Origin of the sequence: Stenotrophomonas sp. Y6 (assembly GCF_022436665.1) — a bacterium.
Classification (GTDB): Bacteria; Pseudomonadota; Gammaproteobacteria; order Xanthomonadales; family Xanthomonadaceae; genus Stenotrophomonas; species Stenotrophomonas acidaminiphila_A.
Genome location: NZ_JAKUKB010000003.1, coordinates 426,819 through 447,206, shown reverse-complemented (window position 1 = coordinate 447,206; position 20,388 = coordinate 426,819). Strand labels below are relative to the sequence as shown.

Here is a 20,388-nt window from a genome sequence, read left to right as displayed (position 1 = left end):
CGCACGACGAGCGAACACGCACCATGTTCAAGCAACTGTGGGCCACCAAACATCCGCACGCCGCCCATGAAGAGGCCAACGGCCTGAGCCTGCGCCGCACCCTGGGCCCCTGGGGGCTGACCGCGCTGGGCATCGGCGCGGTCATCGGCGGCGGCATCTTCGTCATCACCGGCCAGGCCGCGGCCAACCACGCCGGCCCGGCAATCATGCTGTCGTTCGTGCTGGCAGCGGTGTGCTGCGCGTTCTGCGCGATGGCCTACGCCGAGTTCGCCTCGATGGTGCCGGTCTCCGGCAGCGCCTACACCTACACCTACGCCACCTTCGGCGAACTGTCGGCGTGGTTCATCGGCTGGATGCTGGTACTCGAGTACGGCGTCTCCGCCTCGGCGGTGGCGGTGAGCTGGACCGGTTACTTCCTCAGCCTGCTCAGCCATTTCGACATCTACCTGCCGGCGGCGCTGGTCAATGCGCCGCTGGACGCCCAGCTGCGCCCGACCGGGGCCATCGCCAACATTCCGGCCGCGGTGCTGGTGCTGCTGCTGACCTGGCTGTGCTACGTGGGCATCAGCAAGTCCTCGGCGATGAACATGGCCATGGTGATCCTCAAGACCGGCCTGATCCTGCTGGTCATCGTCGCCGGCTGGAAGTACGTGGACCCGGCCAACTGGACCCCGTTCATCCCCGCCAACGAAGGCCCGGGCAAGTACGGCTTCGATGGCGTGCTGCGCGGCGCGGCGATGGTGTTCTTCGCCTACATCGGCTTCGAGGCGGTCTCGGTGGCCGCGCAGGAATCGCACCGCCCGCAGCGCGACCTGCCGATCGGCATGCTGCTGTCGCTGGTGATCTGCACCGTGCTGTACATCGCCATGGCCGCGGTGATGACCGGCCTGGTCCCGTACAAGCTGCTCGGCACCGCCGAACCGGTGGTGACCGCGGTGGCCGCGCATCCGCAGCTGGACTGGCTGCGCATCATCGTCGAGGTCGGGGCCCTGATCGGCCTGTCCTCGGTGGTGCTGGTGATGGTGATCGGCCAGCCGCGCATCTTCATGATCATGGGCCGCGACGGCCTGCTGCCGCCGGTGTTCACCAAGATTCACCCCAAGTACCGCACCCCGCACATCAACACGGTGATCACCGGCATCGGCATCGCCCTGCTGGCCGCGCTGTTCCCGCTGGACATCCTCGGCGAACTGACCTCGATGGGCACCCTGATCGCCTTCGCCGCGGTCTGCGCCGGCGTGCTGGTCCTGCGCCGCACCCAGCCGGACCTGCCGCGCCCGTTCCGCATCCCGATGGCCTGGCTGATCTGCAGCGCCGGCGTGCTCAGCTGCATCGCCCTGCTGACCGCGATGACCCTGCACAACTGGATGCTGATGGGGCTGTGGACCGCCACCGGCTTCATCGTCTACTTCGCCTACGGCATGCGCCACAGCAAGCTGCGCGACCGCCGCGGCTGACCGCGCGGCCACGCGCCAGCCTTCCGGGCCCGGGTGGAAACACCCGGGCCTTTTTTCCGCCGCCCGGCACGCGCCGTGCGCAATGGTGCCCGCGATGCGGCCGATCCGGCACGAAGGACGCCGCCTGGCCACGGGCCCGGTGTCCGGCGGCCCCTACGCGTGCCGCCGGCTGAGTAGAATGCGGGCCATGAACGCCCCCACTGTCCCCTACGACGCCCAGCGGCTGAGCGAACTGGCGCAGCTGCTGATCGACAACATCCGCGAACTGGCCCGGGCCGGCTGGACACCCGCCACCAGCAGCAACTTCTCGCACCGGCTGGACGACCGCCATGCAGCCATCACCGTGTCCGGCAAGGACAAGGGACGGCTGGTCGAAGCCGACATCATGGTCGTGGACTTCGACGGCAAGGCCGTGGGCCGGCCGCTGCGCCCGTCGGCCGAAACCCTGCTGCACACCCAGCTCTACGCGCGCTTCCCGGAAGTGAACTGCGTGCTGCACACGCATTCGCCGGTGCAGACCATCGCCTCGCGCCTGTACGGCGGCGACGGCCACGTGCGCCTGGAAGGCTACGAGCTGCTCAAGGCGCTGCACGGCAATTCCACCCACGAGACCGCGGTGGACCTGAAGGTGTTCGCCAACACCCAGGACATGGACGTGCTCGCCGCGCAGGTGGAGGCCGAACTCGACAAGGGCCCGATGTGGGGCTACCTGATCGACGGCCACGGCCTGTATGCCTGGGGCCGCGACATGGCCGAAGCGCGCCGCCACCTGGAAGCGTTCGAGTTCCTGCTCCACTGCGAACTGGAACTGCGCCGGCTGCGCGCCGGCGGCTGAATCCACGCACCGCGGGCCACGCGGGCGCCGATGGCGCCGGGTGCCCTGCTACCCTTCCCGTCCCCCACGCCTCGAGCCGCCGCCATGAGCCGACTGCGCATCTTCAACGACACCGATCCCGCCACCGTGCTGCTGGACAGCCGCGACGGCGGGGTCATCCGCGCCGAACTGGAGAAGATCGGCGTCACCTTCGAGCGCTGGCAGGCGAAACACCCGGTCGCGCCGGGCGCCAGCCAGGAAGAAGTGTTCGCCGCCTACCGCGAGGACATCGACCGCCTGGTCGCCACCCACGGCTTCAAGAGCGTGGACGTGGCCTCGATCGCGCCGGACAACCCGGACCGCGAGCAGATCCGGCTCAAGTTCCTCGACGAGCACTACCACAAGGAGGACGAAGTGCGTTTCTTCGTCGCCGGCTCGGGCCTGTTCACCCTGCACGTGGGCGACAAGGTCTACGAAGTGGAATGCGTCAAGGACGACCTGATCTCGGTGCCCGACGGCACCACCCACTGGTTCGACATGGGGCCCGAGCCGAGCTTCGTCGCGATCCGCTTCTTCACCGCGCCCGATGGCTGGGTCGGCCACTTCACCGGCACCGACATCGCCCAGCAGTTCCCGCGCTACCAGCCCGACGCGGGGTGATGCTTCGAGCCCCGCTCCCTACGGGGTGGCAGGGGCCGTTCGCGCCCCACCGCTGCGCTGGTCCGCGAATGCGCCAGCGCCGGGAGCGCGGCGCGACACCGGGCACGGAGCAAGGGCACATGCAGCAAACCCGTGCGCCGTTCCCGCGGCGCCTGCCTGCCAGCCCCACTGCGCCGTACCCCTCCCGCCCTTCGGGCACCCGCACCCGGCACCTCCCCGTGCCCCACCCACCCGGCGGCTTCAGCGCACAGCGTGGCGGTCCTGCCAAACTGTCGCCCGCAAGCAAAGGAACTGGACTCCCCGCATGACCACCCGCGCCATCCTCACCGACATCGAAGGCACCACCTCGAGCATCTCCTTCGTCAAGGACGTGCTGTTCCCCTATGCCCGTGCCGCCCTGCCCGGCTTCGTCCGCGCGCACGGGCAGCAACCCGAGGTTCGCCGCTGGCTTGACGCGGTCGCCACCGAGATCGCCGCCAGCGCCTGCCAGGACGAGGTCATCGTCGAGGCCCTGCAGGGCTGGATCGACCAGGACCGCAAACACACCGCGCTCAAGGCGCTGCAGGGCATGATCTGGGAGGCCGGCTACCGCAACGGCGACTACACCGCGCACCTGTACCCGGAGGTGGCCGCGGTGCTGCGCGGCTGGCATGCCGCCGGCATCCCGCTGTACGTGTACTCCTCCGGTTCGGTGCCGGCGCAGAAGCTGTTCTTCGGTTACAGCGACGCCGGCGACCTCGGCGGCCTGTTCTCGGGCCACTTCGACACCCAGACCGGTGGCAAGCGCGAGGCCGGCAGCTATGCGCGCATCGCCGCGGCCATCGGCGTGGCGGCGCATGACATCCTGTTCCTGTCGGACATCGTCGAGGAACTGGACGCGGCACGCGAGGCCGGGCTGCGCACCGTGCTGCTGGACCGCCGCGACGACTACCCGATGCCGCGCACCGGCGACGCCACGCACGGCCATGCCCGGGTGGAGACGTTCGATCAGATCATGCCCTGAGCGCCCCGCGCATCCGGCATGCATGACCCCGGCGGCCCCCTGCGGGCCGTCTTCATGGGCGCGCCGCGGCGACCGGCTGGCCCGGCCCGCCCGCATCGACGCGGCCATCACCCCGGCTGCATCGGCGCGATGCTAGCGTGCGCCGGCATCGCGTGCGTCGACACGCCCCCCCCCGTGCCGGAACCCTACGATGAGCATCACCACACAGGTCGGCCAGGCGCTGGCCGCCGAATTCGCCATACCCGACGTCGCTACCCTGACCGTCGTCGCCACCCGCCTGCTCACCGCCATCGTGCTCGGCGGGGCCCTGGGACTGGAGCGCGAAAGCAAGGGCCGTGCGGCCGGGCTGAAGACCCACATCCTGGTGTCGGTGGGCTCGGCGCTGTTCGTGCTGGCGCCGCTGCAGATGGGCATCAGCGGCGCCGACGTCACCCGGGTCATGCAGGGCATCGTCTCGGGCATCGGCTTCCTGGGTGCCGGCGCCATCCTCAAGCAGGACCGCGAGGAACGGGTGCAGGGCCTGACCACCGCGGCTGGCATCTGGATGACGGCCGCGATCGGCATGGCCGCGGGCATGGGCATGCAGATGGTGGCGCTGGCCACCACCGTGGCCGCGCTGGCGGTGGTCAGCGCGCTGCCGCGGCTGATGCCCGAACGGCGGAGCATGGCCGCCGACGACTGAGCCTGCGGGCGCCCTCAGCGGGCGCGGGCGGGCGCAGCCTTCAGTACCAGCAGGTCGATGCTGGAGGGAACGCCCAGGCGCACGCCGAAGCCGTCCCATTGCCCGGCACCACTGCTGACGAACAGGGTCATCGGCCCGACCCGGTAGTCGCCGCGGACGAAGCCGTGGTTGGCCGGCGCCACCACCCAGCGGTCGAACCCCAGCATGTGGCCGCCGTGGGTATGGCCGGATACCTGCAGGTCGAACGCGCCGGTGGCCGCGGCCGCACGCGCCTGCTTCGGCTGGTGGGCGAGCAGGATGTGCGCGTCGGCCCCCTTGCCGGCGGCGATCACCGCCGGCAGGTCGGGCGCGAGCCCGCCACGCATGTAGGCACTGGGACGCAGCGCGGCCAGGTCGCCCACGCCGGACACCGCCAGCGTGCGGCCGTGGATGTCGAGCCGCGCGGTCTGGTTCTCCAGCACGCCCAGGCCCATGCCGCGGAAGTGCGCCATCCAGCGCCGGTAGCCGTGGTAGTACTCGTGGTTGCCCGGCGCCACCCATACGCCGTATGGCGCGGCCAGTCCGGCCAGCGGGGCGACGAACGCCGCCGTGTCCCCGACCTCGCCGTCGACCATGTCGCCGGGCAGCACGATCAGGTCCGGGCGCGCGGCCATTACCGCGTCGACCACCTTCCGCGTGCGCCAGGTGCGCTTGACCGGGCTGGCGTGCAGGTCGGCGATCACCGCCATGCGCAGGCCATCCAGTTCCTGTGGCAGGCCCGGCACTACCAGCGCACGCTCATGCACCGCTGGTGGCTTCAGGCCATTGACGATGCCGAGCGTGGCCAGCAGCACGATCACCGCGGCGGCCAGCTGGTTGCCACGCACGCCGTGCCATGCGGTGGCCAGCGTCGAAGTGCGCGGCGCACGCCGCGACAGCAGCCAGCCCAGCTCGCGCAGCGGCAGGAACACCAGCAGCATCACGAACATCGCCAGCACCCAGCCGAACACCAGCTGGATCCAGGCTTCGGCCGCGTACGCCAGGACATCCATGCGCCACAGCGCGGCCAGGGCCACGCCCAGCAGGGCCAGCGCCACGCTGGTGCCAAGGTGCCAGCGGCGCTGCCGCCGGTCCGGGAACGGCACGGGCCACCACAACCACAGGGCAAGCAGCGGCAGGAGCAACGATACGATCAGGGTCATCGGCGGGGGAGCAGCCGGGCCGGCGCGGACACGGCCGTCCGGCAGCCGGAAAGGCGTTCAAGGGAGGGGAGCAATGATGCGGCAGGCGCCCGCCGTGCGGCGAGTGCGCCGGTTGCACCAGTGCGTTCCCGCGGCGCAGCGGCAGCGGGGTGGCGCCGGCCGGTGCCGGCACGGCAGCAGGCTCCGGTACCGGGCGACGACGGCGGCCACGTGGCCGCCGCGTCGGTGCCCGGCGCCGCTCAGCCGCCCTGGGCGGCGATCCAGCCGTCGACCTTCTGTTCCAGCACGTCCAGCGGCACCGAACCGTCCTTCAGCACCTCGGCATGGAACTGGCGGATGTCGAACTTGCCGCCGAGCTTCTGTTCGGCACGCCGCCGCAGCTCCTGGATCTTCAGCTCGCCGGTCTTGTAGGCCAGCGCCTGGCCCGGCCATGCGATGTAGCGCTCGGCCTCGGCCACCGCATCGGGCTCGCTCACCGAGGAATTGGCGAACATGTAATCCAGCACCTGCTGGCGGCTCCAGCCCTTGGCGTGCAGGCCGGTGTCCACCACCAGCCGCACCGCGCGCCACAGCTCGCCCTGCAGGCGGCCGAAATAGCTGTACGGGTCGGTGTACACGCCCAGGTCCTTGCCCAGGCTCTCGGCGTACAGGCCCCAGCCTTCGATGAAGGCGGTTTCGCCGCCGAAGCGGCGGAACGCCGGCACGCCCTGCAGTTCCTGCTGCAGCGCCAGCTGGAAGTGGTGGCCCGGAATCGCCTCGTGCAGGAACAGGTCCTCCGCGTCCCAGGTCTTGCGGGTCGGCAGGTCGTAGGTGTTGACGTAGAAGATGCCCGGGCGGCTGCCGTCCTCGCTGGGCTGCATGTACTCGCCGCCGGCCGCCGACTTGGCGCGGAACGCCTCGATCGGGCGGATCTCGAAACCGGCCTTCGGCGTCAGCGAGAACAGCTTGGGCACGTTGGCGTTGATCTTGGCTTCCAGCCCGCGGTAATGCTCCAGCAGCACCGCTTCGGAGCCGAACTCGAACTGCTTGTCGTGCTGCATGAACTTGAAGAAGTCCTGCAGCGAGCCCTTGAAGCCGACCTGCTGCATCACCGTGCGGATCTCACCGTGGATGCGCTCCACTTCCTTCAGGCCGATCTCGTGGATCTGCTCCGGGGTCTGCGTGGTGGTGGTGCTCTCCCTGGCGTTGAACGCATACCACGCCTTGCCGTCGGGCAGCGCGTCCAGGCCCACCGTGTCGCGGGTCGCCGGCAGGTACTCGTTGGCGATGAAGTCACGCTGCTTCCTGATCGCCGGCAGCAGCTGCTGCTCGATCAGCGTGCGGTAGGCCGCGGTCAGGCGTTCCTTGTCGGCCTGCGCGAAATCGGCCGGCATCGCCTTGATCGGCCCCCAGAACTGGCTGTCCTCGGCGCCCTTGGCCGCCAGGATCTCGTCGAACTGCGGCACCACCTTCTCCATCAGCACGCGCGGCTGCACCACCCCGGCCTTCATGCCTTCGCGCATATTGGCGATCTCGGTGTCCAGCAGCACCGGGATGCGCGCGGCGCGCGCCAGCCAGTTGTCGTAGTCCTTCACCGTCTTGAACGGCTGCGCGACCTGGCCCGAACCCAGCATCACCGCGTAGCTCACGGTCGAGCCCATCTGGTTGACCGGCATCATCCAGCCGGGGAACTTCTCCCCTTCCAGCGACTGCTTCTGCTCCTGGACGAAGATGCGGTAGCTGAGCAGGTCCTGCCCGGTCAGCCCGGCGTCGCCGATCTTCTCCGCCTTGGCCAGCCATTCGGCGGTGAAGTCGTGGCTCTGCCTGCGGAACTGCGCCGAGCCGAAATCCGGCAGCTGGTCGTTGTAGCGGTTGTCGCCCTGGAAGGTGGCCTGCAGCGGGTTCAGCTTGAGCACGCCCTCCCAGTAATCGGCATAGAGCTGGTTGAGCCGGGCGGCCTTGTCGGCCTGCGCCGCCTCGCCGGCGGCGTCGCCGGCGGCCGGTTGCGTGGAGGGGGAACAGGCAGCCAGCACGGTGGCCAGGGACAGCGAAACGGACAGGGCCAGGGGACGCAGCTTCATGCGGGAATCCATCGGATGCAGGAAGCCACCAGCGTCCACGCAGCACTCCCGCCGGGGAAAGGGCCAAAGGTCATTGCCGCGGCGACCATCGCCGCCGCGCCGGCAACGCGTCATAATCCGCGCCCGTTCCCGCGCCCGTTGCCGCCGGCGCTTCCCCCTTCCGCCCGACCCGGTGCCCCGGTACCCGTGGCCGCGCCCCGTTCCCTGGCTCCTGATGACTACCCCCCACCGCCCGCTGGGCTTCTGGTCCGCCACCGCCCTGGTCGTGGGCAGCATGATCGGCTCCGGCACCTTCCTGCTGCCGGCCACGCTGGCCTCCTACGGCGCCGCCACCCTGGTCGGCTGGGCCATCACCCTGTGCGGTGCGCTGCTGCTGGCGGTCACTTTCGCCCGCCTGGCGCGGCGCTGGCCGCAGACCGGTGGGCCGTATGTGTTCGCGCGCAACGCCTTCGGCGAATTGCCCGGTTTCGTGGTGGCATGGAGCTACTGGATCTCGATGTGGTGCGCCATCGCCGCCATCGCGGTGGCCTTCGCCGGCAGCATCGGTGCCATCTTCCCGTCCCTGACCGCCACCCCGGTGCGCGCGGCCGGCTGCGGCCTGGCCGCGTTGTGGCTGTGCGCCGGCGTCAACCTGGCGGGGCTGCGCGAGGCCGGCCGCCTGCAACTGCTGACCACCGTACTGAAAGTGGTGCCACTGCTGCTGTTCGGGCTGGTGGCGCTGTGGTTCGTCGATGCGCGCCACTACGTGCCGTTCAATCCCAGCGGTGAATCGCTGGGCAGCGTGGCCGCCGCCACCGTGGCGCTGACGCTGTGGGCGATGATCGGGCTGGAAGCGGCCACCGTGCCGGCCGGATCGGTCGACGATGCGCCGCGGACCGTGGCCCGCGCCACCGTGGCCGGCACCGCGATCGCCGGCATCGCCACGGTGCTGGCCTGCACCACCGTGCTCGGCCTGCTGCCGGCCGACGTGCTGGCCCGCTCCAGCGCACCGATGGCCGACGCCGCGGCGGCATTGTGGGGACCGGCAGCCGGCGTGCTGCTGGCGGTGGTCATGGCGGTGTCCTGCGTCGGCGCGCTCAACGGCTGGACCCTGCTGGCGGCGCAGTTGCCGTTGGCCGCGGCCCGCGATGGCGTGCTGCCGCGCGCCTTCGCCCGCGAGAACGCGCGCGGCGCCCCGGCGTTCGGCGTCATCGTCAGCTGCGTGCTGGCCAGCGTGCTGGTGATCAGCAACTACAACCGCTCGCTGGTGGACCTGTTCAAGTTCTCGGTGCTGCTGTCCACCGCCGCCACCCTGCTGCCCTACCTCGCCGGTGCCGCCGCGTGGCTGTGGCGCGGCGACGGCAGGGGCTCGCGGCTGGCCGCCGCCGGCGCGCTCGCTTTCAGCCTCTACGCGCTGGGCGGCATCGGCACCGAGGCGCTGCTGTGGGGCGCGGGCCTGGTCGTGGCCGGGCTGCCGATCTATTTCGGGTTGCGCCACCGACGCTGAGCCATCGCCGCCGCATCCGGCGGCGCTCCTGCTTGCGTCCGGCGCGGCCCCCTGCAACGCTGCCGGCGTCCCACGAGAGCCGATTGCCGATGCCGGAAACACCGCGACCGCCGCGTTCCCGTTCCCTTGCGCTGCGCCGGCTGTGGCTGGCCGGGGTGATGCTGGCCGGCAGCTGGCCGGTGCTGGCGGGCAGCGCCGACCAGCCGCCGTGGGTGCCGACCACGCCGGCGCTGGATGCCCCGCAACGCGCCCTGCTCGACGGCCTGCTCGCGCGGTTGCCGGCGCAGCGCCCGGGCGTGGCCGACCTGTACGTGCTGGGGGTCGCCGGCGACGCCGACGAGGACGTGTTCCGCAACGAAGTGGCCTACCTGCGGCAGCTGTCGGCGCGGCGCTGGAATGCGGCCGGACGCATGCTGGCGCTGGTCAACCAGCCGGACACGCTGCCCGGCGAGGCGCCGCTGCCGCCGGCGACCTACGAGAGCATCGGCCGCGCACTGGACGGGCTGGGGCAGGTTCTGGACCCGCGCGAGGATGTGCTGTTCGTGTACCTGAGCAGCCATGGCCTGGACGACAGCAGCTTCTACCTGCACACCGGCCCGGACCAGGAGGACTACCTGACGCCGGAGGACCTGGCGCAGCTGCTCGAAGAGGCCGGCATCGGCAATGCGGTGATCGTGGTCTCGGCGTGCTATTCGGGCGGTTTCGTGCCGGTGCTGAAGGCACCCGATCGCATGGTCATCACCGCCGCGCGCCGCGACCGCCCCTCCTTCGGCTGCGGCAACAGCGACAGCGCCACCTGGTTCGGCCGCGCCTTCCTGGTCGAGGCGCTGAACGCCACCGACGACTTCGCCGCCGCCTTCGCCATGGCCCGCGACACCGTGCGCCGCCGCGAAAAGCAGGAAGGCGAACGGCCCTCGCACCCGCAGTTCGCCGTCGGCGCCGCGATCGCACCGGTGCTGGCGCGCTGGCGCGCCGGGCTGCCGGCGAGCGCGCCGGTACCGTATCCGTTCGTGCACGCGCCGTCGGCCGGCGGTGATACGGCGCCGGCCGGCAACAGGTCGCGCTAGACAGCCGGCAAGTGACGCCGGATCAGTGCGGCTGCGCCGGGCCCGGCGCCTGCAGGCGCATGCCCTCCACCGCTTCCTCTTGCGCCCGCGCGGGGGCTACGGCTTCCGGCGCGATGGCGCACGCGCGATCGCGCGGCTCCAGCAGGGTGATGGCGTGGGCCAGGACGGCGGTCATGCTGCCGGCGGGGTCGCCACGCGCCACGCGGTGGCCGCTGCTGCGCGGCTGCTCGGCGGCGGTTTGCAGGGGCAGCTCCGCCACCGTGCCGCGCACCGTGACGCGGTCGCCGGTGCGCACCAGCGAACCGAGCCGCAGCGTGTATTCGGCTTCCGCCGGCAGGTTGATGCTGGTGTCGTAGCCCTGGTCCATCACGAACAGCGCGTCGGAGGTCGTCGGATCGCCGTCGCCTTCGTCCTGCACGAACCAGCCCACCACCCGGCCGCGGTTGCCCTCGCCCAGCGTCTCGCCCATGGCCTGGGCGACGTCGTCGCCGTCGCCCATCAGGCTGCGCACGACCACGGCCTCGATGACCACATCCTGCCCGGAAAGCGGGCTGGCGGGCCCTCCCCCCTGCACCCGGCCGATCAGCACGCGGTCGGCATCCATCGGTTCGGCCGTTCCCTGCGCGCCTTCCAGCGCGGGCAGGCGGCAGGCACCGAGCACCAGGACAAGCAGGACGGGCGCGAGGGTACGGAGCGTGGGCATGCAAGGGATCGCCGTTCGGGGGAGCCGCAGTGTAGCGGCCGCCCTGCGCTACGATGCCGGCACATGCTCCCGGGGAAAACGCCATGACCGTCCTGCGCGCCGGCCTGCTCGCCGCCCTGCTTCTGTCCGCCCTGCCGATGGCCGCGCACGCGGTGGAGCCGCCGGCGTACGACGCGGCGCTGGCAGCCCGGTTCGGCGCCGACGAGCGCGGCATGCGCGCCTACGTGCTGGTCATCCTCAAGACCGGGCCGAAACGCATGCCGGCCGGACCGGAGCGCGATGCGATGTTCCGTGGCCACTTCGCCAACATGCAGCGGCTGTCCGACGAGGGCAAGCTGGTGCTGGCCGGCCCGCTGGACGGCGTGGACGGCTGGCGCGGACTGTTCGTCTTCGCCGTGGCCGACATCGAGGAAGCGCGCCGGCTCGCCGCGACCGACCCGGTGCTGGTCAACGGCGAGATGGTGGCCGAATACCACGCCTATTACGGCAGCGCCGCGTTGATCGGCCTGCCCGACGTACACAGGCGGCTGCAGCGCCCGCAGCCCTGAGCCCCGCGCTCAGGGGCTCGCATCCTGCAGATGGTAGGTCGTGCGGCTGCGGTACTCGCGGCCGTTGAGCGTGGTGCGTACCTCGACCGTGTGTTCGCCCACCTCCAGCCGGGTCGGCAACGCCGCGCGCCACAGGTGCGTGGACGGCGTGGCTTCGGGCGAGCGGTCATAGCCGCGCAGGCTGTCGGCCTGGTCGTCGGCCACGTTCTCGGCCAGCAGCCGTGGGTCGGGCTGCTCGACGCGTTTCATCGGCTGCCAGTCGCCGGCGTCGACGCGGAATTCCACCGGCAGGCCGTCATGGCCCATGTAGACGTTGGCGTACACGCCCCACGCCGGATACGCGCCGCGGCGCAGCACCTTGGGCGCATGCAGCGCGATCTGCTCGTCCTCGGGCGCGCGCGCGACCCGGTACTCGACGCTGTAGCGGCCCTGCGGCTGCACGTTGAGCAGGCCGTGGCCATTGGGCGTGCCATCGGACATGGTGGTGTCGGGGATGCCCTGCGCGTCCTTCACTCCCGACCAGAACGCACCGCAGGCGGCACCCACGTTGTACTCGTGCAGCGGCCGCGCGCCGTTCCAGCCCTGCGCCGCGTTCCAGAACACCTGGTTCTGGTTGTGGGTGTGGCCGCTGAGCACCAGCGGGTGCGGCACCTGCTCCAGCAACGCGAACAGGCGCGCGCGGTCCGCGGCGCGGAACGCGTGGTCGAACAGCGGAATATGCAGCCCCAGCACCACCAGCCGGTCCTTGGGCACGGTCGGCAGGTAGCGCTCGAGGAAAGCGAACTGGTCCTCGCGCAGGCCGCCGACATATGCCGGCTTCTGCCCCGGCTGGGCGACGACGTCGTCCAGGCCGATGAACACCATCGACGGCTCTTCCCAGGCATGGGTATCCGGGCCGAGCTGGCGGTGGAAGCTGTCCAGCGACGCGGCATCGCTGCGCGCGCCCAGGTCCATGTCGTGGTTGCCCGGCACGTGCAGCCACGGCACCCCGAGCGAGGTCACCGCCTTGACCAGCAACGGGTACAGCGCCGGATCGTCGTTGCTGATGTCGCCCAGGGTCATGCCCAGCCGCGCTGAGTGACGGCCGCGCAGCGGCGCGACGATATCGCGCTCGAAGTAGTCCACGTCCAGCGCGCTGGAAGTCTGGCTGTCGGCCATCACCAGCGCCTGGAAGCTGGCCGGCGCGTCCGGCTGCGGCACCAGCGCGAACGGCCGGCACTGCCCGCCTTCGGTCTCGCCCGCGCGCGGGCGCCAGATGTCCGGCAGCCCGTCGGCGCGCGCCGCGGCGCGACGGCCCGCAGGCTTGATGACGAACACCGTGGGCTGCGCCGAATCCGGCAGGCGGTAGCGGCCGTCGCGGCCGGTGAGCGCGATGTGCTCGCCGTCGGACACACGGATGCCCGGCAGCGGCTGTTCGCCGGGGTCGCGCACGCCATTGCCGTTGGCATCGTCGAACACCGCCCCCTCCACGCAGGACGCGGCCGCGGTCAGCGGCGCACAGGCCAGCAGCAGGCCGGCGAACAGGTAATGGCGCATGCAAGCCTCGTCAGGCGAACGGACAGGCCGGCATTATCGCGCCGTCATGCGCCGCGCGCATGGCGCCAGGCCGCCCGGGCGCTCCGCCGCGGCGGCCGCATCACTCAGCGCGCCGCCTTCTCCGCCGCCTTGGCGTGGCGCTGCGCCAGCACCGCCACCGCGTCGTCCAGCGACAGCCCGCGCGCGCGCAGCAGCACGATCAGGTGGAACAGCAGGTCGGCCGACTCGCCCAACAACTCGTCGTCGTGCTGGACCACCCCGGCCAGCGCCGTCTCCACGCCTTCCTCGCCCACCTTCTGCGCGATGTGGCGGGTGCCCTTCTCAAACAGCTTGGTGGTATAGCTGTTGAGCGGGCGGTCGTGCTCGCGCTGCCGCACCAGCGCGTCCAGCGCGCCCAGGAACTGCCCCGGCGCATCGCCGAAGCAACTGCTGCTGCCGGTGTGGCAGGTGGGCCCGTGCGGGTGCGCCGTGACCAGCAGGGCATCGCCGTCGCAGTCGGTACGGATGGCCACCAGTTCCAGGTGGTGGCCCGAGGTCTCGCCCTTGGTCCACAGGCGCTGCCTGCTGCGGCTGAAAAAGGTGACCTTGCCGTCGCGCAGGGTCCGGTCCAGCGCGGCGCGGTCCATGTAGCCGAGCATCAGTACGCGCAGTGTGGCCGCGTCCTGCACGATGACCGGCAGCAGCCCGCCGACCTTGTCCCAGTCCAGCGCGGCCGGGTCGAACGGTTTCTCAATAGACATCGCGCACCTCGATCTGTTGTTCGCGCAGGAAGCGCTTGAGTTCCGGGATGGTGATGGCGCCGGAGTGGAACACGCTGGCGGCCAGGGCGCCATCGACGTCGGCCTGCTCGAACACGTCGGCGAAATGGCGCGGTGTCCCGGCGCCGCCGGAGGCGATCAACGGCACGCTGCACAGGGCGCGGGCCTGGCGCAGCTGGGCGATGTCGTAGCCCTTGCGCACACCATCGCTGTCCATGCAGTTGAGTACGATCTCGCCGGCGCCGCGCTGCTGCGCCTCACGCAGCCAGTCCAGGGTCAGCCGCGCCTCGTCGCGGGTCTGCGCCGGGTCGCCGGTATACGAGCGCACGCGCCACTGCCCATCGGCTTCGCGGATGGAATCGATGCCGACCACCACGCACTGCTGGCCGAACGCGCCGGCCAGTTCGCCAATCAGCGCCGGCCGCTCCAGCGCCGGGGTATTGATCGATATCTTGTCGGCACCGGCGTTGAGGATGCCGCGCGCGGTTTCCACGTCGCGGATGCCGCCGGCCACGCAGAACGGAATGTCGATCAGGCGCGCGACGCGCTCGATCCAGGCGCGGTCCACCGAGCGTCCCTCGGGGCTGGCGGAGATGTCGTAGAACACCAGTTCGTCGGCGCCCTGGTCGCGGTAGCGCAGCGCCAGCTCTGCGATGTCGCCCATGTCGACGTGGTCGCGGAAACGCACGCCCTTGACCACCCGGCCATCGCGCACGTCCAGGCAGGGGATGATGCGGCGGCTCAGCATGCCAGCGCCTCCTGCAGCCGCATCCGGCCCTCGAGCAGCGCTTTGCCCAGCACCGCGCCGGCACAGCCAGCGGCGCGGGCAGCGGCGACGTCATCTACATCGCGCACGCCGCCGGAGGCCTGCACCGCCACCCCGGGCAACAACCGCGACAGGTGGGCGTACAGCCCTAGGTTGGGGCCGGACAGCATGCCATCGCGGGCGATGTCGGTGCACAGCAGGTGCCGCATGCCGGCCTGTGCATAGCGCACGGCCAGTTCGTCCAGGGTCACGTCGGCGGTCTCGGTCCAGCCATGCACCGGCAGGCGCCACACGCCGTCATCGCCCTGCCGCGTGTCCAGCGCGATCGTCAGCCGCTCGGCGCCGAATTCCTGCAGCCAGGCCAGTACCCGCGCCGGCTCGCGTACCGCCAGCGAGCCGATCACCACGCGGCTGGCGCCCGCGTCGAGAATCCGCGCCACGTCGTCGCGGTCGCGCACGCCGCCGCCGGTCTGCACGTGCAAAGCGGTGCTCGTGGCGATGCGTGACAGCAATGGTGCCAGGGTGTAGCCACCGGCGCGGGCGGCATCCAGGTCGACCAGGTGCATCCATTGCGCGCCGGCGGCGGCGAAGGCCTGCGCGCGCGGCAACGGGTCGTCGCCATAGGTCGTCTGCTGCGCGTAGTCGCCCTGCAGCAGGCGCACCACCTGGCCGTCGCGGATGTCGAGTGCGGGATAGACGGTAAAGCTCATGGAAAATCGGTCTCGATGAAATTGCGCAGGATGCGCGCGCCCGGCCCGGCCGAACGCTCGGGATGGAACTGCGCGCCGCACAGGCGGCCGCGCTGCACCACCGCGGTGAACAGTCCACCGTGGTGGCACGCGGCCACGGTATCGGAGGTGACCGGTGCGGCGTAGCTGTGCACGAAATAGGCGCTGGCGCCGGGTGTCACGCCGTCCAGCAGCGGCGACTCGCGCAGCGCAAGCAGCTTGTTCCAGCCCATGTGCGGCACCCGCACGCCCACCGCCGGGTGCAGGCGCCGCACCACCCCGGGCAACAGCCCCAGGCAGTCCACCCCGCCCTCCTCGGACCCCTCGAACAGCAGCTGCATGCCCAGGCAGATGCCCAGCAGCGGCACCTGCAGGTCGCGCAGCGGCTGCACCAGCCCCTGCGCGTGCAGCCGGCGCATGCCCTCTGCCGCGGCACCGACGCCCGGCAGGATCACCCGCGAGGTGCCTGCAAGGTCGGAAGGCTCGCGCACCATGCGCACCGCCATGCCCAGCCGTTCCAGCGCATAACGCACCGAGCCGAGGTTGGCGCCGCCGGCGTCGATCAGCCCGACCGTGCTCACAACGCCCCCTTGGTCGAGGGCAGCTCGGTGCCTTCGCGGCGGATCGCCTGGCGCAGCGCGCGCGCCAGCGCCTTGAAGCAGGCTTCGACCTTGTGGTGGTCGTTGTCGCCTTCGACCTTGAGGTTGAGGTTCAGGCCGGCCGCATCGCACAGCGAGCGGAAGAAATGCGGTACCAGTTCGGTGGGCATGTCGCCCACCCGTTCGCGCCTGAACGCGCCGTCGAACACGAAATACGGGCGGCCGCTGAAATCCAGCGCGGCGCTGGCCAGGGTTTCGTCCATCGGCAGGGTGAAGCCGTAACGGCCGATGCCACGCTTGTCGCCCAGCGCCTCGCGCAGCGCCTGCCCCAGGGCCAGGCCGGTGTCCTCGATGGTGTGGTGCTCGTCGATATGCAGGTCGCCGCGTGCCTGCACCTCCAGGGCGAAACCGCCGTGGCGACCGATCTGGTCGAGCATGTGGTCGAAGAACGGCAGGCCGGTGTCGATCGTCGACGCCGCCACCCTGTCCAGATCGACGGCCACGCGGATCCGGGTTTCCTTGGTGTCGCGCTGCACGACGGCGCGGCGCGGCGCATCGGCCAGTTCATGGGCGATGCCGTCCCAGTCCCAGTCGCCGCCGAACTGCGGGGTGCGCAGCTGGAAGCCCCGGATCTTCATGTTGTCCGCGAACTGGATGTCGGTGGGCCGGTCGCCGACCATCGCCGAGCGCGCCCAGTCGATCGAGCGGTCCTGCAGGTAAGGCAGCATCATGCCGATGCCCGGCTTGCGGTTGGGGCTGTTGTCGGCCGGCCAGCTCGGGTCCACCAGTACGTCGCGGAACACGATGCCCTGGCTGGCGAAGATCTGCAGCATCAGGTCGTTGGGGCCGTCGAAGCTGGCCTGCGGGTAGCTGTCGCTGCCCAGCCCGTCCTGGTTGGAGACGATCACGAACTGGTAGCCGGCATCGCGCAGGCGCAGCATCGCCGGGATCACATTCCTGACGAAACGGATCTTCTCGTAGGCGTCGATCTGGAAATCGGCCGGCTCCTCGATCAAGGTGCCATCGCGGTCGACGAACAGGATGGGGGTCATGGTGCGGACTCCAGCGTGGCAAGCACGCCCAGTACGCGCGCGTTCTGTTCAGGGGTACCCAGGGTGATGCGCAGCGCGTCGTGCAGCTGCGGCGCGCCGCGCTGGTCGCGCACCACCACCCCGGCGACCAGCAACCGCTGGAACGCGGCTTCGGCATCGACCAGGCGCACCAGCAGGAAATTGGCGTCGGACGGGTACACCCGGCGCACGCCGGGCAGGCGTGCCAGCGCGGCGCCCAGGCGCTCGCGCTCGGCGCGTACCACGGCGATGCGTTCGCGCGTGCGCGCCAGCGCCGCGTCGGACAGCCCCTCCAAGGCCAGCGCCGTGCATGGCGCCGGTATCGGATAGGGCGCCTGGCAACGGCGCAGCACTGCGATCAGGCTGGCATCGGCGATCACGCAGCCGATCCGCGCGGCCGCCAGCGCATGCGCCTTGGACAGCGTGCGCAGCACGGCGATGTTGTCATGGCGCGGCAGCAGGCTTGCCGCCGAAGGCTCGTCGGCGAACTCGGCATAGGCCTCGTCGACCACCACCAGCGCCTGCCCGCGCAGGGCCACGGCCACCTGTTCGACCTGCGCCAGCGCGATGCTCCGGCCGCCGGGATTGGAGGGCGAACACAGGAACACCAGCCGCGCGTTGCCCTGCTTGGCGGTGGCGATGATGGCCTCGATGTCCGGCACCAGGCCGGCCTCGTCGTCGCGCAGCGGCACTTCCAGCGCCGGCGCGTTCTGCAGCCGCGCACTGACCGCGTACATGCCGAACACCGGTGGCGTATACAGCACGCCATCGCGGCCGGGCACGCACAGCGCGCGCACCAGCAGGTCGATGGCCTCGTCGCTGCCGCGCCCGACCAGCAACTGCTCGGACGTACAGCCATAGAGCGTGGCCAGGCGCTCGCGCAGCGCCTGCGGCTGCGGCTCCGGATAACGCCGGCACAGCCCGCCGGCATCGCCGGGGTTGGGCCACGCCGATTCGTTGGCATTGAGCCAGATCTCGCCCTCCAGCCGGGTGCTGCGCGCGGACGCATACCCGGCGAAGCCGCGCAGGTCCTCGCGCACCAGGTCGAGCACGCCGCTCATGGCGCCACCTCCAGCCGCAGCGCGACCGCGTTGGCGTGCGCGTCCAGCCCTTCGGCGCGGGCCATGACCAGCGCGCACGGGCCGATGCCGGCAATGCCCTGCGCGCTGGCGGCCTGCACGCTGATCTGGTTCTGGAAGCTGGCCACGCTGACCCCGCTGTAGGCGCGTGCGGCGCCGGCGGTGGGCAGCACGTGGTTGGTACCCGAGCAGTAATCGCCCAGCGCTTCGGGCGTGTAGTCGCCCAGGAACACCGAACCGGCCGCCTCGACCCGCTCCAGCCAGTCGCGCGGCTGGCGCAGCGCCAGGATCAGGTGCTCGGGCGCGTAGCGGTTGGAAATGGAGAACGCCTGTTCGATGGATGCGACCTGCAGCAGCAGTGAGGCCGCCAGCGCCTGGCGGGCGATGGCCTCGCGCGGCAGCCGCGCCACCTGCCGTTCCACTTCCCCGCGCACCGCGGCGATCAGCGCGGCGTCGTCACTGAGCAGCAGCACCTGCGAATCGGGGCCATGTTCGGCCTGCGACAGCAGGTCGGCGGCGACGAACGCCGGGTTGGCGCCGGCATCGGCGATCACCAGCACTTCCGAAGGCCCCGCCGGCATGTCGATGGCGGCGGCGCCAGCCTGCGCCACCTGCTGCTTGGCCTCGGTGACGTAGGCGTTGCCGGGGCCGAACAGCTTGTCGCAGGACGGCACGGTTGCGGTACCCCAGGCCATCGCCGCGATCGCCTGCGCGCCGCCGATCTTGTAGACCCGGTGCACGCCGGTCAGGCGCGCGGCCACCAGCACCGCCGGGTCGGCGGAGCCATCCCGGCGCGGCGGTGTGCACAGCACTACCTCGCGGCAACCGGCCAGTTTCGCCGGCACCCCCAGCATCAGCGCGGTCGACGGCAACGGCGCGCTGCCGGCCGGCACGTACAGGCCGACGCGGGCGATCGGCCGGATGACCTTGCCGCAGACCACGCCCGGTGCGGTTTCCACCGAGTACGGCTGGGCCATGCCCGCCCGGTGGTAGGTGTCGATGCGCGTGGCCGCCTGCTGCATGGCGATGCGCAGTTCCGCCGGCACCGCCAGCTCGGCGGCGGCGAACTCGGCCTCGCTCACCTCGAAGCGCTCCAGCGTCACCCCGTCCAGGCGCGCGGTGATGTCGCGCAGCGCGGCATCGCCGCCCTCGCGGACCTGCTCGATCAAGGCCGCGACGGCGGCGCGGGTCCGGGTGGCCACGGCCTGCGCCGGCCGGGTCAGCGCGCGCGCCTGGGCGTCGGCATCCAGTGCATTCCAGTCAAGGATGTTCATGCCAGCGACTTCTCCACCGCCAGCACCATCAGCCCCTGCGCACCGGCGCGCTCCAGTTCCTCCAGCCGCTGCCAGCTCAGCGCGCCGTTGCACATGGTCTGCAGGCGCACCGCGCCGCCATCGCCGGGCAGCCGCAGCAGCGGTTCGGCGTCGGGCAGCAGCCGCGCCAGCGCGTCCACGCGCTCCTCGGCGGCCGAGAACATCAGCAGTTTGCGGTCCTGCACCTTGCTCAGGCCGTCCAGGCGGCGCAGCAGCATCGCCATCAGCCCGGCGCGGGCGTCGTCCAGTTCACGCACCGGGCCGGCCAGCACCGCCTCGCTGTCCAGCAGCGTCTCCACCGGCGTGAGCTGGTTGGCCGCGAGCGTGGCGCCGCTGGACACCAGGTCGCAGATCAGGTCGGCGGTGCCCAGCCTGGGCGCGATCTCCACCGAGCCGGACAGCTCCACCACCTGCGCGTCCACGCCCTTGTCCCGCAACCAGGCGGCCAGGATGGCCGGGTAACTGGTGGCGATGCGCTTGCCGGACAACTGCGCCACGCCCTGCCACTCCCAGTCGTCGGGCACGGCGATCATCAGCCGGCACTGGCCGAAGCCCAGGCCGCGCAATGGCTGGTAGGCATCGGCCAGGCCCAGCTGGCGGCGCGCCTTGGCCTGCTCGTCCAGTTCATTCAGTCCGACCACGCCCAGGTCGCAGACGCCGTCTGCGATCAGTCCGGGGATATCGTCGTCGCGCACCAGCAGCAGGTCCACCGGCAGCGATTCGCCAAAGCAGAACAGCTTGTCGCGGCTCTGCCGCCAGCTCAGCCCGCAGGCGGCCAGCAGGCTGCGCGCCGGGTCGGCCAGGCGCCCGCTCTTCTGGATGGCGATGCGCAGCCGGTCGCGGGCCGGCGCGGAGGAGGAAGCACTCATGGGTCTTGT

General features: G+C 71.2%; 20 protein-coding genes. 8 read left to right on the top strand and 12 right to left on the bottom strand.

Annotation, left to right across the window (positions count from 1 at the left end; genetic code table 11):
- Window positions 1–23 precede the first annotated feature (23 nt).
- From MKP15_RS05505 to MKP15_RS05485, 5 genes are all read left to right on the top strand, one after another.
- Entirely contained in the window at window positions 24–1,457 is a 1,434-nt protein-coding gene (locus MKP15_RS05505) for an amino acid permease (RefSeq protein WP_104938927.1), read from the top strand.
- Between the two features lie 187 nt (window positions 1,458–1,644).
- Window positions 1,645–2,292 (top strand): methylthioribulose 1-phosphate dehydratase, encoded by a 648-nt coding sequence (locus tag MKP15_RS05500; protein WP_104938928.1) that lies wholly within the window; start codon window positions 1,645–1,647, stop codon window positions 2,290–2,292.
- 84 nt (window positions 2,293–2,376) lie between these two features.
- Complete coding sequence (locus tag MKP15_RS05495) at window positions 2,377–2,931, top strand: acireductone dioxygenase (protein WP_240212039.1); 555 nt, start codon at window positions 2,377–2,379, stop codon at window positions 2,929–2,931.
- 304 nt (window positions 2,932–3,235) lie between these two features.
- Entirely contained in the window at window positions 3,236–3,934 is a 699-nt protein-coding gene (gene mtnC / locus MKP15_RS05490) for an acireductone synthase (RefSeq protein ID WP_240212038.1), read from the top strand.
- Window positions 3,935–4,124: 190 nt separating this feature from the next.
- A complete protein-coding gene (locus MKP15_RS05485) occupies window positions 4,125–4,616 on the top strand; it encodes an MgtC/SapB family protein (RefSeq protein ID WP_104938931.1) in 492 nt (163 codons plus the stop codon).
- 14 nt (window positions 4,617–4,630) lie between these two features.
- On the opposite strand, the gene MKP15_RS05480 is transcribed toward MKP15_RS05485, so the two are convergent.
- A complete protein-coding gene (locus MKP15_RS05480) occupies window positions 4,631–5,797 on the bottom strand; it encodes a metallophosphoesterase (RefSeq protein ID WP_240212037.1) in 1,167 nt (388 codons plus the stop codon).
- A gap of 239 nt (window positions 5,798–6,036) precedes the next feature.
- Window positions 6,037–7,857, bottom strand: coding sequence for a DUF885 family protein (locus tag MKP15_RS05475; protein ID WP_345778721.1), 1,821 nt, complete (start codon window positions 7,855–7,857; stop codon window positions 6,037–6,039).
- Window positions 7,858–8,071: 214 nt separating this feature from the next.
- Here MKP15_RS05475 and MKP15_RS05470 point away from each other — a divergent pair, with 214 nt between their 5' ends.
- Together MKP15_RS05470 and MKP15_RS05465 are read left to right on the top strand one after the other, a co-directional pair.
- Window positions 8,072–9,343, top strand: a complete 1,272-nt coding sequence (locus MKP15_RS05470; RefSeq protein WP_240212036.1) for an amino acid permease — start codon at window positions 8,072–8,074, stop codon at window positions 9,341–9,343.
- Window positions 9,344–9,432: 89 nt separating this feature from the next.
- The gene (locus MKP15_RS05465; protein WP_240212035.1) at window positions 9,433–10,410 is read left to right on the top strand and encodes a C13 family peptidase; all 978 of its coding nucleotides are present in this window, start codon (window positions 9,433–9,435) and stop codon (window positions 10,408–10,410) included.
- A 22-nt stretch (window positions 10,411–10,432) separates the two neighbouring features.
- Here the strand turns inward: MKP15_RS05465 and MKP15_RS05460 are convergent, their stop codons facing one another.
- Window positions 10,433–11,113: a hypothetical protein gene (locus MKP15_RS05460; RefSeq protein WP_240212034.1), complete on the bottom strand. Its 681-nt coding sequence runs from the start codon at window positions 11,111–11,113 to the stop codon at window positions 10,433–10,435.
- 83 nt (window positions 11,114–11,196) lie between these two features.
- Here MKP15_RS05460 and MKP15_RS05455 point away from each other — a divergent pair, with 83 nt between their 5' ends.
- Window positions 11,197–11,661 carry a YciI family protein gene (locus MKP15_RS05455; protein ID WP_240212033.1) on the top strand — a complete coding sequence of 155 codons (465 nt, stop codon included), beginning with the start codon at window positions 11,197–11,199 and terminating at the stop codon, window positions 11,659–11,661.
- Window positions 11,662–11,670: 9 nt separating this feature from the next.
- Here the strand turns inward: MKP15_RS05455 and MKP15_RS05450 are convergent, their stop codons facing one another.
- The 9 genes from MKP15_RS05450 to hisG all read right to left on the bottom strand — a co-directional run bounded on the left by MKP15_RS05450 (window position 11,671) and on the right by hisG (window position 20,379).
- Window positions 11,671–13,197, bottom strand: coding sequence for a calcineurin-like phosphoesterase C-terminal domain-containing protein (locus MKP15_RS05450; RefSeq protein WP_240212032.1), 1,527 nt, complete (start codon window positions 13,195–13,197; stop codon window positions 11,671–11,673).
- Between the two features lie 104 nt (window positions 13,198–13,301).
- On the bottom strand, window positions 13,302–13,937 hold the full coding sequence (gene hisIE, locus MKP15_RS05445; protein ID WP_240212031.1) for a bifunctional phosphoribosyl-AMP cyclohydrolase/phosphoribosyl-ATP diphosphatase HisIE: 636 nt from the start codon (window positions 13,935–13,937) through the stop codon (window positions 13,302–13,304).
- On the bottom strand, window positions 13,927–14,703 hold the full coding sequence (gene hisF, locus MKP15_RS05440) for an imidazole glycerol phosphate synthase subunit HisF (RefSeq protein ID WP_240212030.1): 777 nt from the start codon (window positions 14,701–14,703) through the stop codon (window positions 13,927–13,929). The genes hisIE and hisF overlap by 11 nt, the downstream gene beginning before the upstream one ends.
- Window positions 14,697–15,431 (bottom strand): 1-(5-phosphoribosyl)-5-[(5-phosphoribosylamino)methylideneamino]imidazole-4-carboxamide isomerase, encoded by a 735-nt coding sequence (hisA, locus tag MKP15_RS05435; protein WP_240212029.1) that lies wholly within the window; start codon window positions 15,429–15,431, stop codon window positions 14,697–14,699. Before hisA ends, hisF begins: the two co-directional genes overlap by 7 nt.
- Window positions 15,428–16,030 (bottom strand): imidazole glycerol phosphate synthase subunit HisH, encoded by a 603-nt coding sequence (gene hisH / locus MKP15_RS05430; protein WP_240212028.1) that lies wholly within the window; start codon window positions 16,028–16,030, stop codon window positions 15,428–15,430. The genes hisA and hisH overlap by 4 nt, the downstream gene beginning before the upstream one ends.
- The gene (gene hisB, locus MKP15_RS05425) at window positions 16,027–17,100 is read right to left on the bottom strand and encodes a bifunctional histidinol-phosphatase/imidazoleglycerol-phosphate dehydratase HisB (protein WP_240212027.1); all 1,074 of its coding nucleotides are present in this window, start codon (window positions 17,098–17,100) and stop codon (window positions 16,027–16,029) included. The genes hisH and hisB overlap by 4 nt, the downstream gene beginning before the upstream one ends.
- Window positions 17,097–18,179 (bottom strand): histidinol-phosphate transaminase, encoded by a 1,083-nt coding sequence (gene hisC, locus MKP15_RS05420; RefSeq protein ID WP_240212026.1) that lies wholly within the window; start codon window positions 18,177–18,179, stop codon window positions 17,097–17,099. Before hisC ends, hisB begins: the two co-directional genes overlap by 4 nt.
- Window positions 18,176–19,471: a histidinol dehydrogenase gene (hisD, locus tag MKP15_RS05415; protein WP_161613733.1), complete on the bottom strand. Its 1,296-nt coding sequence runs from the start codon at window positions 19,469–19,471 to the stop codon at window positions 18,176–18,178. The genes hisC and hisD overlap by 4 nt, the downstream gene beginning before the upstream one ends.
- A complete protein-coding gene (gene hisG / locus MKP15_RS05410; protein WP_240212025.1) occupies window positions 19,468–20,379 on the bottom strand; it encodes an ATP phosphoribosyltransferase in 912 nt (303 codons plus the stop codon). Before hisG ends, hisD begins: the two co-directional genes overlap by 4 nt.
- Between the last annotated feature and the right edge of the window lie 9 nt (window positions 20,380–20,388).